The sequence below is a fragment of the Nonomuraea sp. C10 genome (genome assembly GCF_008017515.1).
GTDB classification, from domain to species: Bacteria; Actinomycetota; Actinomycetes; order Streptosporangiales; family Streptosporangiaceae; genus Nonomuraea; species Nonomuraea ferruginea.
Map to the genome: position 1 here is coordinate 1,764,015 of NZ_VPFF01000003.1, position 13,510 is coordinate 1,777,524.

The window sequence follows — 13,510 nt, forward strand, 5'->3', positions numbered from 1 at the left end:
TCCGTTGAGAAAGTGACTGTCTCCAGCGAGTGACTCTAGACATCCGCTTTCAGACAGTCAATGTCCCAACGACAGCCGCATGCTTGAGAAAGTGACTTTCTGATACGGTGAGGCATGAGCGGACTTCGTGAGCGCTGGCGGCTCAAGGCCATGCGCGCCATCCAGGACCACGCCCTCGACCTGTTCGACGAGCGAGGGTTCGGCGCGGTCACCATCGAGGAGATCGCGGCGGCGGCGGAGGTCTCGCCGTCGTCGGTCTACCGCATCTTCGGCACCAAGGAAGGCATCGTGGTCGCCGACGAGTTCGACCACATGAGCCCGGAGACGCTCGAAAGCCTCCTCGACCCCGCCGACCCCGTCGGCAGCCTGGTCCGCGCCGTCCGCGCCTACGAATCCAGCCCCGGTCCGGGCGAAGGCCCGCAGACCGGGAGAGGCCCGTGGCGCAGGGTCCGCTACTTCTTCGCCGAGCCGTCGGTGCGCATGGCCGTCTGCGCCACGCTCGACCGCGCAGGCCGGCGGATCTCACCGCTGATCGCGGCCACCGGAGAGGTCAGCGAAACGCAGGCCCGCGTGATCGCGAACGCCCTCGCCTTCGGCTACTTCGCCGCACTGGAGCAGTGGTACCTCGACGGCGGCGACCGCCCCATCGCCGACTACGTCGAGGAGGGCATGCGCCCCCTGCGCGCCGTCTTGAGCACACCCGCCGGGCGCGACCATCCCGAACCGCTCAGTGGCCGACGCTCTGGTAGTGGGTGAGCTGGCGGCGCCAGATGAGGTAGGCCGGCCAGACCAGGAGCACGCCCAGCAGCGGGGCGGCCAGGGCCCAGGGGGTGTCGAGCTTGCCCAGCACGACGCTCGACGGGATGTAGGCCACGAAGGCGACCGGCAGCACGTAGGTGAGCAGCCACTCGGTCACGCCGCCGAAGATCTTCATCGGGTACGAGCCGAACTTGCTGAAGACGTCGTCCAGGAAGACCCGCAGGGCGAAGGTGTCGATCATGCGCAGCGACAGCGAGCAGAGCGCCAGGAAGAAGGCGGCCTCGATGAGCGCGCCGCCGACGATCGCCAGGGCGCAGAAGGCGACCAGGCTGAGGCTCCAGTCGACCTGGGCGTTCTGGGAGGCGACGGCGAGCAGCGCCACGCCCACCAGCAGGTCGCCGAACTGGGCCAGGCCCATCCGGTTGCCCATGAGCTGGACGAGCGGGTTCAGCGGGCGCAGCAGGAAGCGGTCGAACTCCCCGTTGCGCACCACCCAGTGGATGTCGTGCACGCTCATCATGGGGATCATCGCCAGGGCGTGGGCCGTCAGGCGCATGCCGTACAAGAAGGCGATCTCCGCCAGGCCCCAGCCCGCGAGCGAGGGAAAGGTGTGCATCACCACCCAGATGAAGGCGAACCCGGTGCCCTGCCAGATCGCGCCGCTGAGGACGCCGATCGCGGTGTTGAGGCGGTACTGCATGGCGCCGCGGGCGGAGGCGCGCTGGAGCAGGACGTACAGGCGCAGGGCGCGGACGACCTCAGCCACCCTGGATCACCACCCTCCGATGCGTGCGTGACCAGGCGAGCGCGAGCAGGGCCCACAGCCCTGCGACCCAGGCGAGCTCGACCAGCAGAGGTCCGGAGATGTCGGAGATGTGGCCGACGTAGATCGCCGCGGGAACGTACCCCATGTACTTGAACGGCAGCACCTCGGCCAGCGTGCCCAGGAAGCCGGGGAAGAAGGCGAGCGGCACCATCGTCCCCGCGAAGAACTGGCTGACCAGCTGGTAGAGCAGCGAGACCGCGCCGATCTCCAGCATCCAGAAGCCCAGAAGGCTGATCAGCAGCGCCAGCTGCACGGCGATCACGTACCCGAGCACCAGCGTGACCACGTAGCCGAGCCCGTTGACCGGCGCCGTGATCGACCCGACCAGCAGCACCACCGGGACGACCGGGGCTAGCAGCAGCAGGCTGCCCGCGGTGTTGCCGGCCTGGAAGGCGGCCATCTGCCGCAGGTAACCGATCGGCCGGGCCAGGTCGAAGAAGACCGTCCCGCTGCGGATGCGGTGGTGGATGACGCGGGAGACGAGGGTCTGGGTGGCGAAGGACTGCAGGTTGGCCAGGGTGAGGTAGGCGAGCAGGGCTTCGAGGGTGAGCCCCGCGGCCTCGGCCCGCGACCCGTAGACCGCGGTCCAGATCATGCGCAGCAGGAACACCTGGGCGACCAGCGTCACGCAGGTCATGACGATGGAGCTGCGGTAGGCCAGGGCGAAGAGGAAGCCGACGCGGGTCATCGGGCGTAGATCCCTTTGATCACACTCTCCAGGTCCGGTTCCTCGATCGACAGGTCGCGGATCGTGTGCTCGGCGGAGATCGAGGCGATCATGGCGGGCAGGTCGCCGTGGATGTCGAAGACATGGCGGCCCTGGTCGTCGCGCGACACCCCGCGCACCTCCTCGGGCGCGGACTCCAGCAGCACCACCAGCCGCCTGGGCTGGTCGACCAGCGCGTCGATCGGGCCGTCGAAGAGCACCTTGCCGTGGTCGATGAGGATGATCCGCTTGCACAGCGCCTCGACGTCGGCCAGGTCGTGCGTGGTCAGGATGACGGTGGTGCGCCCGGTCCGGTTGGTCTCCACGATGAACTCGCGCACCGCCTCCTTGGCCAGCACGTCGAGCCCGACGGTCGGCTCGTCCAGGTAGAGCAGTGGCGGCTCGTACAGCACGGCCGCGGCCAGGTCGCCGCGCATCCGCTGGCCCAGGCTGAGCTGGCGGACCGGGGTGTCGAGGAACTCGTCCAGCCCGAGCAGGTCACGCAGCTTCTTCAGCGAGGTCTCGAAGCGCGCGGCGGGCATGTCGTAGAGCGAGCCCACCAGGCGCAGGGACTCGATCAGGGGGAGGTCCCACCATAATTGGCTGCGCTGGCCGAAGACGACGCCGACCCGGCGGGCGTTGGCCGACCGGTCGCGCCACGGCACCAGCCCGTTGACCCGCACGGTGCCGGCGGTGGGGGTGAGGATGCCGGTGAGGATCTTGATGGTGGTCGACTTGCCGGCGCCGTTGGGCCCGAGATAGCCGATGACCTCGCCCTCGTCGATGTCGAAGCTGACATCGTCGACGGCTGTCTTCTCCTCGTACTGGCGGGTCACGAGAGTGCGCAGCGCCCCGAAGGGCCCGGAGAAGGTACGCGGGCGGCGGAAGACCTTGGTTAACCCCTCGACCCGGATCATGACGGAATCTTTTCGGTACGGGTCGAGAGCTGCAAGTTGTTTCAGGACTTCATCGGCGACGCGCCACCGGGGTGAAGGCGACGGCAGCGACTCCAGGGCGCGGATCCACAGGGTGCGGCGCCACCGCAGTTCGCCGGGCGTACTGGGTGATCAGGTCGGCCCGGCCGTCGCCCGCGAACGCGTCGGCGACCTTCTCGCAGAGCAGGGTCAGCTCGATGCGGTCGATCTCGTCCAGCGCGTCGCCGACGGCGCCGCCGCGCCGCCGCCGCTCCTCGCCCTCGCTGCACACCAGCGACGGCTGGTAGAGCACGTACGGCAGCGACGGCCAGTCCGGCGGGACGTGTTCGCGCAGGTTCCAGCGCCTGGGGTCGCGGCCGAACAGCCCGCTCTGGCCGGTGACGTGGTGCAGCTCCCGGTAGCCGAGGACGAGCCAGGCGGCCAGATCGGCGTCGAGCAGCACCGGCACGACCGGGCCGTGCTCGCGGCGCCTGCTCACCTGCCCATGGTGGGGGTGAAGGCGACCGGGAGGGCCGACAGCATGCGGTTCCAGATGTTGCGGCGCCAGCGCAGCTCCTCAGGCGCGACCGCCAGGTGCACGTCCGGCAGGCGGTCCAGGAGGACCTCGATGGCCGTCTTGGAGATGATCTCCGCGAGTTCGGGGGCGGGGAAGGGGCAGCCGTACTCGCCGTGGCCGAACGCCATGTGCGCCCGGTTGGCCGCGGTGTGACCCTGCTGCACCTGCGGGTCGGCGTTCGCGCCGACCAGGCTGATCACGATCATGTCGCCGCGCCGGATGCGGTGGCCGGCCAGCTCGCAGTCCTGCGCGGCGTAGCGTGACGGCAGGTTCTGGGCCGGCGGGTCCTTCCACAGCACCTGGTTGAGCGCCTCGGCCACGCTGCTCCTGCCGCCCTGCAGGTCCATCTGGAAGTGGTCGTCCACGAGCATCAGGCGCAGCGTGTTGCCGATCCAGCCGGCGCAGTTGTCCTGCGAGGCGATCAGCAGCGACAGCATGTCGTAGACGACCTCGGGGTCGGTGAGCCCGGCGTCGTGCGTCACCAGCCGGGAGGCGAGGTCGTGGCCCGGCCGGGCGCGCTTGCCGGCGACCAGGCGGCCCATGAGCTCGCCGACCTGCATCTCCGCCTCGTCGCGGCTCGCCGGGTCGTTCATGGCCTGGAAGATGGCGCGCAGCAGGGTGCCGACGTCCGGCTCCGGCAGCCCGAACAGCCGGGCGATGACCTGGGCCGGCATCCGGTGGGCGTACTGGGGGACCAGGTCGGCCTGGCCGTCGCCGGAGAACAGGTCGATGGCGGCGTCGGCGACCTTCTCGCAGAGCTGGGTCAGCTCGATGCGGTCGATCTCGTCCAGCGCGTCGCCGATGGCGCCGCCGCGCCGCCGCCGCTCCTCGCCCTCGGTGAACACCACCGACGGCTGGTACGTGACGTGCGGGCGGGCCGGCCAGTCCGGCGGCACCAGGTCGTGCTGGTTCCAGCGGCGCGGGTCACGGGCGAACAGCTGCGGCTGGCTCGTCACGTGGTGCAGCTCGCGGTACCCGAGGACGAGCCAGGCGGGCAGGTCGGCGTCGAGCAGCACCGGCACGACCGGGCCGTGCTTGCGGCGCAGCTCCTCCAGGAACGCGGCCGGGTCGTCGAGGACCTCCGGCTCGTACAGCCGGACGGCGCCGGCGTGCTCGGGATGTCCAGGGTTCGTCACGGCTGCCCTCTCAGGCCGGGGTCCGGTCGTACAGGCGGGTGAGATGCTCGACGAGCGTGATCAGCACGTGCTTGCACGACTGCCGCTCCCGGGCGTCGCAGTCGACCAGCGGGATGCCGGGCGACAGGTCCAGCGCCTCGCGCACGGCGTCCAGCGACGGGCCGCCCGCGAAGCGGTTGACCGCGACCACGAACGGCATGTCGTGGTGTTCCAGCCGGTCGATCGAGTAGAACGAGTCCTCCAGGCGGCGGGTGTCGACCAGCACGACCGCCCCCAGGCTCCCGGCGAACAGCTGGTCCCAGACGAACCAGAACCGCTCCTGGCCGGGCGCCCCGAACAGGTAGAGCACGGTGCTGTCGCTGACCGTGATGCGCCCGAAGTCGAAGGCCACGGTGGTGGTGGTCTTGGTGCGGACCCGGCTCGCGTCGTCGATGCCCACGCTCGCCTCGGTCATCACCTCTTCGGTGCTCAGCGGGCGGATCTCGCTCACGGAGCCCACCATGGTGGTCTTGCCCACGCCGAACCCGCCCACGACCACGATCTTCATCGCGTCCGCGGCGGAGTCGCGCAGCGGCGTCCGCACGGGGGTCTCGTCAGAGGTTGTTGAGCGCAACGAGCACCTGCCTCAGGATGTCCGGATCCGGCTTGCCCGCCGTGGCGCCGGCGGAGGGGTGGCGTACGGTGATGCGGCCCGTGTCGAGCAGGTCGCGCAGCAGGATCTTCACCACGCTGACCGGCAGCCGCAGCTCCGCGGAGATCTCCACCACGGCCGTCGGGCGGCGGGCCAGCTGGAGGATCTTGACATGCTCCGACTGCATGCCCGGGACCGGCTCGCACTCGCTGACGATGAGCGAGACCGAGTCGAACGCGGTCTCGTCGGCGCGGGTGCGGCCCCCGGTGACCGTGTAGAGGCGGTCCGGGCTCTCCCGGTCGATCGGGCGCCGGTTCACGAGGCGTCGCCCTCGGCCGGTCTGGGCGCCGCGGTGAGGTACACCCCGATCTGCTCGACCAGCTCGTTCATGTTGTGTGCGATCAGTCCGACCTCGCCGTCCTCCTCGGCGACCACCGCCAGGTGGGCGCCCTCTCCGGCGGGCACGATGAGCAGCAGCCCACCGGCGAACTCCACCATCGCCTGCCCGGCGCCGATCGCGTCGCCGAACTCGGCCGAGGCGCTCAGCGACAGGCTCTGGATCCCGGCGGACAGCGCCGAGAGCTGGTCGGCCCTGTCCCTGGTGAGGCCGCTGCTGTAGCTCATCTTGAGCCCGTCCCTGGTCAGGACCAGGACGTACCTGATGCCGGGGGTCCGGTCCTTGAGGCTCTCCAGCAGCCCGTCAATGGTGCGATCCGTGGTACGCGATGCGTCGATAGTGCTCATCGAAACGCGGGGCGTCCGCCCGGGGGCGGCCCCTGCCTCCTATCTGAGATCCAAGTGGTCCGGTGCTCGCTGCGCCCGGGGGTCTAGGAGTCGCCGGAGGCCGGATCGGCGGGACGCCCGCGACCGCCCGCCTGGCGGAACGCGGCGAACCTGGCCGCCGCCTCACGCCCGTCGCGCTGCGGCTTGACCGCCGTCGCCGGTCGCGACCCGGTGGCCTCGGCGAGCGTCTGGCCGCGCCGCCGCCGCGGCAGCGACTCCTCGGCCTCCTCGGCGGGCGCGGCCTGGGCGGGCACGGCCGCGGCCACCAGGGCGGGGCGGGCCTGCCGCTCGATCGCGGCCGGCGGCTCGGGGGCGGTCCTGGGCTGGGTGATGAGCACGCGGGGGATCAGCATCACGACACCGGTGCCGCCTCTGGCCGACGGACGGAAGCTGACCGTGAGGCCGTACTTGTCGACCAGCCGGCCCACCACGGCCAGGCCCAGCCGGGTGCCGGACAGCGTGCGCAGGTCGAGCGGCTCGGAGACGAGCTTGGCGGCGTGCTGGCGCTCGCGGGGGCGCATGCCGAGGCCGCTGTCCTCGATCGTGACCACCATGCCGGCGTCCTCCTCGTCCACGTACACGTGCACCTCGGTGCCGTGCGCGGAGAAGGTGGCGGCGTTGTCCATGAGCTCGGCCAGCGCGTGCATCACGCCTTCGGCGGCGTACCCGACCACGGCGGCCGTGCTGGTGGAGTGGACGCGGACGCGCTGGTAGGCGCTGATGCGGCCCATCGCGCCGCGCAGGACGCTCTCCATCACGATCGGCCGGGTCCACCTGCGGCCGGAGCGGCCGCCGCTGAGCAGGGCGATGTTGTCGGCCAGCCGGCCGAGCTGGGAGACGCGGTGGTCCAGGTCGAGCAGGTCGGCGAAGACCTCCTCCTGGTCGCCGTACTGCTCCTCCAGGTCGCGCAGCTGCGCCAGCAGGCTGGTGGCCTGGGCCTGCACCCGGGCCGCGGCCCCGGCGCAGGCGGCCATCACGGCGGCGCCCCTGCGGTCGCCCTCGGAGAGCTGCTGGGCCGTCTCGGCGAGCAGGTCGCGCAGCGGGGCGTGCACGGGCTGGCGCACCTCGGCGAGCGCGGAGGTGACCGGCTTGCGCTCCACCTGGATCTGCCTGACCAGCTCGGGCAGCGTGTCGCGGGTGAGGGTGACGATCTCCGACTCGGTGGCCGAGCGGGACGCGTGCGCGATGGCCCGCTCGCGTTCGAGCCCGTCGAGCTCGTTCGCGGTGGCCTTCAGCAGTTGTTGCAACGGTCCATCGGGAGGCTGCGGCAGACGGGCGAGCGCGTCGGGGACGGACCCGCCGCCGCGCATCTGGCGGCCGAGCGCCGGCAGCGTGTCCTCGGCCACCCGGGCGATCTCGCGCTCCAGCCGGGCGACCCGGGCGGCGGCGGCCCTGGCCTGCTCGCGCAGCCGGCGGCCGGTGGCCACATGGTGGGCGATCACCGCGGCGGCGGCGGTCAGCAGCACCGCGCAGAGCCCGCCCGTGATCGCCATCACCCCGCGGGCGTCGGCCGGCGTGGCGAACACGGCCCACAGCCACAGGCAAGCCACCACGACCATGGTGCCCAGGGCGGTGACCACCATGAGCTCTCGCGGGGCAAGATCGCGTCGCGTTCGAAGAGGTACGTCTGCTGGCATCCGCGGTCCTCGGGGGGTCGGTACTGCTGCTCCCCGTGCAGCAGAGGCTTACTGTTACCGCTCCGTAACAGAGTGCGAACGGGAACAGGCGCTTACCGTAGCACCAGGAGTATCAGAGACAACAGGCAAAACGCCCGCTTCACTTCAACCCACCAGGAGTCAACTCAAAAGTTGAGATATCGGGCCAATGACTTCCCTCCGCCCGGCGAGTCCTCCCCGGCTCCCGCATCTCGCCGACCGAGGCGGGGCTGCCGCCGGTGATCCCGCACGTCGTCCTGCGGGCCGGCGGGTAGCGGTCAGCGGTCGAACCAGCGCGCGGCGGCGGGCGTGAACAGCATGGCGACGACGAACGTGGGGATGAGCACGTTCAACGACAGGAACGACCGGGTGCCGAGCTTGGCATCGGCCCACTCCACCACCAGCCAGCCCGCGATCAGGACCGCCTGGAGCGCCGCCGCGCCCCATCGCACCCGCCGCTCCCGCCTGGGGAACCGCGCCATCACCCACCCGGTCAGCCCCAGGATCACCGCCGCCACGGCGACGAGGCCCCAGAACTGAGGGAGCATCATGGCCAGCGCCCCGCCGAAGCCCACGGCCAGCCCGATCAACCCGAACGCCATCTGGAGCGTCAACCCGACATACGCGGCCTGCACGGTGAACGGCCAGCCCGTGGACTTGGCGTCGGTCATGCTGATCACTCTAGACAGGCGGGGTCCCTTCTGCGGAAATGGCCAGCGGGCCAACTTGGCGTCGGTCATGTCGATCACCCTGAACGGGCAGGGGCCGCCGATCGAAATAGAGAGGCTTCTCTAGCCCGCCACCGCGATGGCGCAACTGGTCACCAGGTCCTCGGCGTAGGCGGGGAGCGGGGTGCCGGCGGACTGGTGGCGGCGGACGGTGGCGTAGGGGATGTCGACGGCCGCCAGCGTCAGGCGTTCGAGGTCGTACGGGGAGCTCCTGCCCAGGCGGGCGGCCAGGGCGTGCAGGGCGGCGGTGACCCGGCCGTTCGCGGCGGCGAGCTGGGCGCGGGCCTCCCCGGGCCAGTGCGGGTGGTCGAAGTCGGCCGGTCCGTAGAGCAGGACGCGGGCCTCGTGCGGGTGGGCGCGGGACCAGGCGATCACGTGGCGTGCCGCGGCGGGGGCGGCCTGCGCGGGCGGGTCGGTGTCGAGCGCGGCGAGGAATCCCCGCTGGAAGCGGCCGACCGTGCGCAGCCAGAGCGCCGCCAGGAGGGCGGGGCGGCCGGGGAATCGGTGGTAGACCGAGCCGCTCGGGGCGCCGGCGGCGCGGGCCACTGCGGTCATGGTGACGGCGCCGGGGCCGCCGGTCGTCACCAGCTCGGCTGCGGCGTCCAGTAGCCGGTCCACGTCATGGCGAGGCGGTCGTCCCATGGCGTCGAGCGTAGCCGCGCGTTATTGTAGAGAGAAGTCTCTAAAAAGGAGGGCGCATGCTGTCGACGCTCATGGAACGGGCCGACTTCGTGGACGAGGTCGCCGTCGAAGGAGGGGGCGGGTTGCGCGCGTTCGCCGCCGGGGCGCTGGGCTGGGAGCCGTGGTGGGTGCGCGGGCTCTTCAGGGCGCGGTCGGTGTTCGCGCGACTGCTCCGCACGGCACACCCCGACGTGCGGCCCGGATCGGGCGGGATGCGACCCGAGGAGATCCCGTTCACGCCGGGGCGCAGGATCGGGTTCTTCACCGTGATCGGCGGCGAGGAAGGCCGCGAGCTGGTGCTGGAGGCGAGCGACTCGCACCTCGCGGCCTTCCTGGCGATCGTCGCCGACGACGCGGGCGGCGGACGGACCAGGTTCCGCATGATCACCGTGGCGCGCTGCCACGGGTGGACGGGCCGGATCTACCTCACGGTGATCCGGCCCGTCCACTACGTGGTGGTACGCGGCATGGCACGCGCGGGCCTCGCCGCCTCGGCGACCACCCCTTGACCACGGCGGCGGCCGGACCGGCAGGAAATGTCGGGGGCGTTTGGTACACAGGGACCCATGGGTGTGAGCGTCGACGAGTTTCTCGAACTGCTGAAGAGCCTGCCCGAAGTGCGCACGAGCGACGGGCCCGGCTGGGTCGCGATCAAGGTGCGGGGCAAGGGCTTCGGTTACCTGTGGGAGGACACCGAGACCGTCGGGCTCAAGTCGACGATCGAGGAGCAGCTGGCGCTGGTGGCCGAGCGGCCCGAGGTGTTCGAGGTGCAGTTCACCGCGGGGCGGTTCGGGTGGGTCGTGGTCCACCTCGACAAGATCGACTACGACGAGCTGTTCGAGCTGACCGCCGAGGCGTGGTGCCTGACCGCGCCGAAGCAGCTCGTCACCGCGTTCGAGGCCGCCCATAAAATAGGCGGTTAATGGCACAGATCAGACTACGGAAGTGGCGGGAGGATGACGCCCCGGTCGTGCTGCGTGCCTTCCGGGCGCCCGACCTGAGGCGGCAGAGCTCGTGGCCCGTCGTCACGCCGCAGGACGCGGTGGGATGGATCGCCTCCTGGGAGGGCGCCGGCCACGCCTTCGCCGTCACCCTCGACGGGCGGGTCGTCGGCAACGTCGCGGTGACCCGGATCGACGACCACGACACCGGCTGGGTGTCCTACTGGACGGTCCCCGAGGCGCGCGGGCGCGGGATCGCGGCTTCGGCCACCGACGAACTGGCGCGCTGGGCGTTCGGCGAGCGCGGCCTGCACCGGCTGGAGCTGAGCCACCGCCTCGACAACCCCGCCTCGTGCCGGGTCGCGATCAAGGCGGGCTTCCTCCCGCAGGGCGTCGAACGCGGCAGGCTCCACCACGACGGGGCCCGCCACGACATCGAACGCCACACCCGCCTCGCCACCGACCCACCCGCCTGACCCCCGCCCCACCACACCCACCGACCCAGTGGGGTCGGCATGGCCGCCCCGCGCCTTCGTCCACCCCGATTCAGGTCGGCCCCGTAGGGCTGGGTGCGTCCCCCTGATCCGTGTCGGCCCGTGAGGGTTTGGGTTTGTCCACCCCGATCCGGTCGGTCCCGTGGGGGCCTGGGTGGTCATGGGGATGGCGGGTGATCTACGCTGGGCGGGTGGACGGCGAGAGCCTGGCCGCGGCCGCCCTGCTGGCGGCCCTGGGCCGGGCGGCGGGGATCCTGTCCGAGTTACGGCATCCGTTCGTGCGCGGCCGTCCCTTCTCCTATGTGGTGCCGCCCGCCGGCGTGCGCACCGGCGCCACCTTCATGCTGCCCGACGGGCGCGAGGTGACGTTCGCCGTGCTCGTCGCGGCGTCGGGGAACGGGTTCCGCGTCGAGGGCGGCGTGACCGTGGAGGACGAGGCGCTGGTCGAGCTGCCCGCCAGACATGTCCCCGAGGTGCGCGGGGCGCTGGCGCTGCTGGACGAGTACGCGGCCGAGGTGGGGGAGCGGGCCGGGGCGCTCCTCGATAACCTGTTGGACGAAATTGTATAGTTGTCAGACAATGTCTGGCATGAAGAATGGCCCGCTCTCCGTCGTCGCGGCCGCCGTGCTCTGGGGGACCGCCGGCACCGCGGGCCTGCTCGTCTCGGCCGACTCCGTCGCCCTGGCCGCCGCCCGGCTGGTCATCGGCGGGGCCGCGCTGGCGCTGCTCGCCCGGTCCGGGCTCAGGACGGCGCTCCGCCCGGGGCTGCTGCTGGCCGCCGTGGCCGTGGCCGCCTACCAGCTCTGCTTCTTCGCCGCCGTGGCGCGCACCGGCGTGGCGATCGGCACGGTGGTGGCGATCGGCAGCGGGCCCGTCTTCACCGGGCTGCTCTCCTGGGCGCTGCACCGGCAGCGGCCCAGCCCGCGCTGGGCTGCGGCCACCGCCGCGGCCGTGGCCGGATGCGTCGCGCTGATCGTCGGCGGCGGGGCCGAGGCGGGCGGGCAGGTCGTGTCCGGGGTGCTGCTGGCGCTGCTCGGCGGGCTGCTCTACGCGTTCTACGCGGTCAGCGCGGCCGGTGCGATCGGCGCGGGCGCGGAGTCGAACGCGGTCATGGGAGTGCTGTTCGGCGGGGCTGCGGTGATCATGCTGCCGGTCCTGCTCTGGCAGGGCGTGGGCTGGCTCGGTGAGCCCCGCGGCCTGCTCGCCGCCCTCTACCTGGGGGTGGGGACGACCGCGCTGTCCTACTTCCTGTACGGGAGAGGGCTGCGGACCACGCCGGTGGCCACGGCCGCCACGCTGGCGCTGGCCGAGCCTGCGGTGGCGGCGCTGCTCGGCCTGGTGGTGCTGGGCGAGCGGCTGGCCCCGGTCTCGGTGGCGGGGCTGGCCCTGCTGGCGGTGAGCCTGCTGGCGGTGGCCCTGCCGGAGAGGCGGCGGGTGATCGTACGAGAGGGGTCGGAGGCCCCGGCGGGGCGTTAGAGTCGCACCCGTGCGGACCCCGATCAGACCCGTCTCCGCCGTCGGCGCGCTCGTCGACGCGCTGCGCGGCCGTGTGCTGTCCGGCGAGATCGAGCCCGGCACGCCGCTGCCCGAGCAGGAGATCGCCGCCGCCTACGGGGTGGCGCGGCCGACGGTGCGCGAGGCGCTGGCCCGGCTGGTCCACGAAGGGCTGCTCCGGCGGGAGCGCAACCGCAGCGCCTACGTCCCCGAGGTGACGCCGGCCGATCTGGACGACCTGATGTTCGTGCGACGGCCGCTGGAGGGCCTGATGGCGGACGCGCTGGCCGGGCGGCGGGTGCCCGAGGCCGACGCGGCGCTCGACAGGATGGCCGCGCTCGACCCCGGGGCGCCGTGGTCGGAGTCGGTGGCGGAGCACATGGCGCTGCACGAGGCGCTGATCGAGGCGGTGGGCAGCCCCCGGCTGGTGCGGCTCTACGGCGCGCTGGCGGCCGAGACCCGGCTCGGGCTGGTGCGGCTGCGCCGGGTCTACGAAGACAGGGACGTGCTGGTGCGCGAGCACCGCGAGCTGCTCGACGCCATCGCGACCGGCCCGGCCGACGCCGCCCGCGCGGCCGTGGCGGCGCACCTCTCCCATACCTGGGGTGCCTGAGCAGGCGGCCCGGTACGCGCGAACCCTTGCGGGACAGCCCCCGAACTCGCAAGAATCGCGGCCATGCACGGCAATCCGATGCCGGACTCCTACGTGTACGTCACGGAAGAGGGCGTCACCCGTCACTACGCCGACGGGAGCGTCGAGGCCCTCGCGTGGGAGGACGTGGTGGAGGTCCGTGTGGTCACCGCGACGGACTCCGACGTCCTTTACGTTCTCCTCGACCGTGACGGCGAGGGATGCGTGGTGCCGCGTTCGGCGACGGACGCGACATTTCTCGCCCGGTTACGTTACCTGCCCGATTTCGACCTCGACCGGTTGACGATGGCGAGCGACGCGCAGCACGACGGGGTTGTGGTCGTGTGGCGGAGCCCCGATCCGCCGTCCGCATTGCCGGATCTGGAATACGACTAGCGGTTTTGCCGCGCCGTAATTCCGCAGGAATATGGCCGTAATGCCATGATTTACCACCCTCAAGAGATCACTTGTGGATCGTTCCGTCAAGCCCTGACGGCCGCTGACCTTCGTCCGATTGTGGACATATCGCGATATTCCCCATCACTGGGTTGATC

19 protein-coding genes are annotated in these 13,510 nt (G+C 71.6%); 8 read left to right on the top strand and 11 right to left on the bottom strand.

The features are described 5' to 3' along the window. Positions 1 to 114: 114 nt before the first annotated feature. Positions 115 to 756 carry a TetR/AcrR family transcriptional regulator gene (locus tag FR742_RS40075; protein ID WP_148036413.1) on the top strand — a complete coding sequence of 214 codons (642 nt, stop codon included), beginning with the start codon at positions 115 to 117 and terminating at the stop codon, positions 754 to 756. On the opposite strand, the gene FR742_RS40080 is transcribed toward FR742_RS40075, so the two are convergent. From FR742_RS40080 to FR742_RS40130, 11 genes are all read right to left on the bottom strand, one after another. Next, complete coding sequence (locus FR742_RS40080) at positions 728 to 1,525, bottom strand: ABC transporter permease (RefSeq protein ID WP_222709268.1); 798 nt, start codon at positions 1,523 to 1,525, stop codon at positions 728 to 730. The two genes, FR742_RS40075 and FR742_RS40080, sit on opposite strands and share 29 nt — an antisense overlap. Further along, positions 1,518 to 2,273 carry an ABC-2 family transporter protein gene (locus tag FR742_RS40085; RefSeq protein ID WP_148036414.1) on the bottom strand — a complete coding sequence of 252 codons (756 nt, stop codon included), beginning with the start codon at positions 2,271 to 2,273 and terminating at the stop codon, positions 1,518 to 1,520. Before FR742_RS40085 ends, FR742_RS40080 begins: the two co-directional genes overlap by 8 nt. After that, the gene (locus FR742_RS40090) at positions 2,270 to 3,208 is read right to left on the bottom strand and encodes an ATP-binding cassette domain-containing protein (RefSeq protein WP_148036415.1); all 939 of its coding nucleotides are present in this window, start codon (positions 3,206 to 3,208) and stop codon (positions 2,270 to 2,272) included. The genes FR742_RS40085 and FR742_RS40090 overlap by 4 nt, the downstream gene beginning before the upstream one ends. A 49-nt stretch (positions 3,209 to 3,257) precedes the next feature. Continuing rightward, positions 3,258 to 3,704 (bottom strand): hypothetical protein, encoded by a 447-nt coding sequence (locus tag FR742_RS40095; RefSeq protein ID WP_148036416.1) that lies wholly within the window; start codon positions 3,702 to 3,704, stop codon positions 3,258 to 3,260. Beyond that, positions 3,701 to 4,918 (bottom strand): cytochrome P450, encoded by a 1,218-nt coding sequence (locus tag FR742_RS40100; protein ID WP_148036417.1) that lies wholly within the window; start codon positions 4,916 to 4,918, stop codon positions 3,701 to 3,703. Before FR742_RS40100 ends, FR742_RS40095 begins: the two co-directional genes overlap by 4 nt. Positions 4,919 to 4,928: 10 nt before the next feature. Next, positions 4,929 to 5,465 (bottom strand): ATP/GTP-binding protein, encoded by a 537-nt coding sequence (locus tag FR742_RS40105; RefSeq protein WP_148037249.1) that lies wholly within the window; start codon positions 5,463 to 5,465, stop codon positions 4,929 to 4,931. Between the two features lie 46 nt (positions 5,466 to 5,511). After that, positions 5,512 to 5,868, bottom strand: a complete 357-nt coding sequence (locus FR742_RS40110; RefSeq protein ID WP_148036418.1) for a DUF742 domain-containing protein — start codon at positions 5,866 to 5,868, stop codon at positions 5,512 to 5,514. Continuing rightward, positions 5,865 to 6,293 (bottom strand): roadblock/LC7 domain-containing protein, encoded by a 429-nt coding sequence (locus tag FR742_RS40115; RefSeq protein WP_148036419.1) that lies wholly within the window; start codon positions 6,291 to 6,293, stop codon positions 5,865 to 5,867. Before FR742_RS40115 ends, FR742_RS40110 begins: the two co-directional genes overlap by 4 nt. 83 nt (positions 6,294 to 6,376) lie before the next feature. Next, complete coding sequence (locus FR742_RS40120; protein ID WP_148036420.1) at positions 6,377 to 7,915, bottom strand: sensor histidine kinase KdpD; 1,539 nt, start codon at positions 7,913 to 7,915, stop codon at positions 6,377 to 6,379. Between the two features lie 350 nt (positions 7,916 to 8,265). Further along, positions 8,266 to 8,658 (bottom strand): hypothetical protein, encoded by a 393-nt coding sequence (locus FR742_RS40125; RefSeq protein ID WP_148036421.1) that lies wholly within the window; start codon positions 8,656 to 8,658, stop codon positions 8,266 to 8,268. Between the two features lie 120 nt (positions 8,659 to 8,778). Further along, positions 8,779 to 9,357 carry a TetR/AcrR family transcriptional regulator gene (locus FR742_RS40130; RefSeq protein ID WP_148036422.1) on the bottom strand — a complete coding sequence of 193 codons (579 nt, stop codon included), beginning with the start codon at positions 9,355 to 9,357 and terminating at the stop codon, positions 8,779 to 8,781. 56 nt (positions 9,358 to 9,413) lie between these two features. Between FR742_RS40130 and FR742_RS40135 the strand changes: the two genes are divergently transcribed. The 7 genes from FR742_RS40135 (at position 9,414) to FR742_RS40165 (ending at position 13,352) form a co-directional block, all read left to right on the top strand. Beyond that, positions 9,414 to 9,905: a DUF2867 domain-containing protein gene (locus tag FR742_RS40135; RefSeq protein ID WP_148036423.1), complete on the top strand. Its 492-nt coding sequence runs from the start codon at positions 9,414 to 9,416 to the stop codon at positions 9,903 to 9,905. Positions 9,906 to 9,962: 57 nt separating this feature from the next. Beyond that, entirely contained in the window at positions 9,963 to 10,319 is a 357-nt protein-coding gene (locus FR742_RS40140; protein WP_148036424.1) for an MmcQ/YjbR family DNA-binding protein, read from the top strand. Then, complete coding sequence (locus FR742_RS40145) at positions 10,319 to 10,813, top strand: GNAT family N-acetyltransferase (RefSeq protein ID WP_148036425.1); 495 nt, start codon at positions 10,319 to 10,321, stop codon at positions 10,811 to 10,813. The genes FR742_RS40140 and FR742_RS40145 overlap by 1 nt, the downstream gene beginning before the upstream one ends. A 191-nt stretch (positions 10,814 to 11,004) precedes the next feature. Then, positions 11,005 to 11,400, top strand: a complete 396-nt coding sequence (locus tag FR742_RS40150; RefSeq protein WP_148036426.1) for a hypothetical protein — start codon at positions 11,005 to 11,007, stop codon at positions 11,398 to 11,400. 19 nt (positions 11,401 to 11,419) lie between these two features. Then, positions 11,420 to 12,307 carry a DMT family transporter gene (locus FR742_RS40155; protein ID WP_148036427.1) on the top strand — a complete coding sequence of 296 codons (888 nt, stop codon included), beginning with the start codon at positions 11,420 to 11,422 and terminating at the stop codon, positions 12,305 to 12,307. A 10-nt stretch (positions 12,308 to 12,317) separates the two neighbouring features. Continuing rightward, positions 12,318 to 12,938, top strand: coding sequence for a GntR family transcriptional regulator (locus tag FR742_RS40160; protein ID WP_148036428.1), 621 nt, complete (start codon positions 12,318 to 12,320; stop codon positions 12,936 to 12,938). Positions 12,939 to 13,001: 63 nt separating this feature from the next. Beyond that, on the top strand, positions 13,002 to 13,352 hold the full coding sequence (locus FR742_RS40165; RefSeq protein ID WP_148036429.1) for a hypothetical protein: 351 nt from the start codon (positions 13,002 to 13,004) through the stop codon (positions 13,350 to 13,352). The last annotated feature ends 158 nt before the right edge of the window (positions 13,353 to 13,510 follow it).

Excerpts from the sequence above, each read along its gene's own strand:
- FR742_RS40130 (WP_148036422.1), bottom strand. The coding sequence starts at position 9,357 with ATGGGACGACCGCCTCGCCATGACGTGGACCGGCTACTGGACGCCGCA.
- FR742_RS40165 (WP_148036429.1), top strand. The coding sequence starts at position 13,002 with ATGCACGGCAATCCGATGCCGGACTCCTACGTGTACGTCACGGAAGAG.
- FR742_RS40115 (WP_148036419.1), bottom strand. The coding sequence starts at position 6,293 with ATGAGCACTATCGACGCATCGCGTACCACGGATCGCACCATTGACGGG.
- FR742_RS40105 (WP_148037249.1), bottom strand. The coding sequence starts at position 5,465 with ATGAAGATCGTGGTCGTGGGCGGGTTCGGCGTGGGCAAGACCACCATG.
- FR742_RS40085 (WP_148036414.1), bottom strand. The coding sequence starts at position 2,273 with ATGACCCGCGTCGGCTTCCTCTTCGCCCTGGCCTACCGCAGCTCCATC.
- FR742_RS40145 (WP_148036425.1), top strand. The coding sequence starts at position 10,319 with ATGGCACAGATCAGACTACGGAAGTGGCGGGAGGATGACGCCCCGGTC.
- FR742_RS40120 (WP_148036420.1), bottom strand. The coding sequence starts at position 7,915 with ATGGTGGTCACCGCCCTGGGCACCATGGTCGTGGTGGCTTGCCTGTGG.
- FR742_RS40075 (WP_148036413.1), top strand. The coding sequence starts at position 115 with ATGAGCGGACTTCGTGAGCGCTGGCGGCTCAAGGCCATGCGCGCCATC.
- FR742_RS40155 (WP_148036427.1), top strand. The coding sequence starts at position 11,420 with ATGAAGAATGGCCCGCTCTCCGTCGTCGCGGCCGCCGTGCTCTGGGGG.
- FR742_RS40090 (WP_148036415.1), bottom strand. The coding sequence starts at position 3,208 with ATGATCCGGGTCGAGGGGTTAACCAAGGTCTTCCGCCGCCCGCGTACC.
- FR742_RS40125 (WP_148036421.1), bottom strand. The coding sequence starts at position 8,658 with ATGACCGACGCCAAGTCCACGGGCTGGCCGTTCACCGTGCAGGCCGCG.
- FR742_RS40140 (WP_148036424.1), top strand. The coding sequence starts at position 9,963 with ATGGGTGTGAGCGTCGACGAGTTTCTCGAACTGCTGAAGAGCCTGCCC.
- FR742_RS40135 (WP_148036423.1), top strand. The coding sequence starts at position 9,414 with ATGCTGTCGACGCTCATGGAACGGGCCGACTTCGTGGACGAGGTCGCC.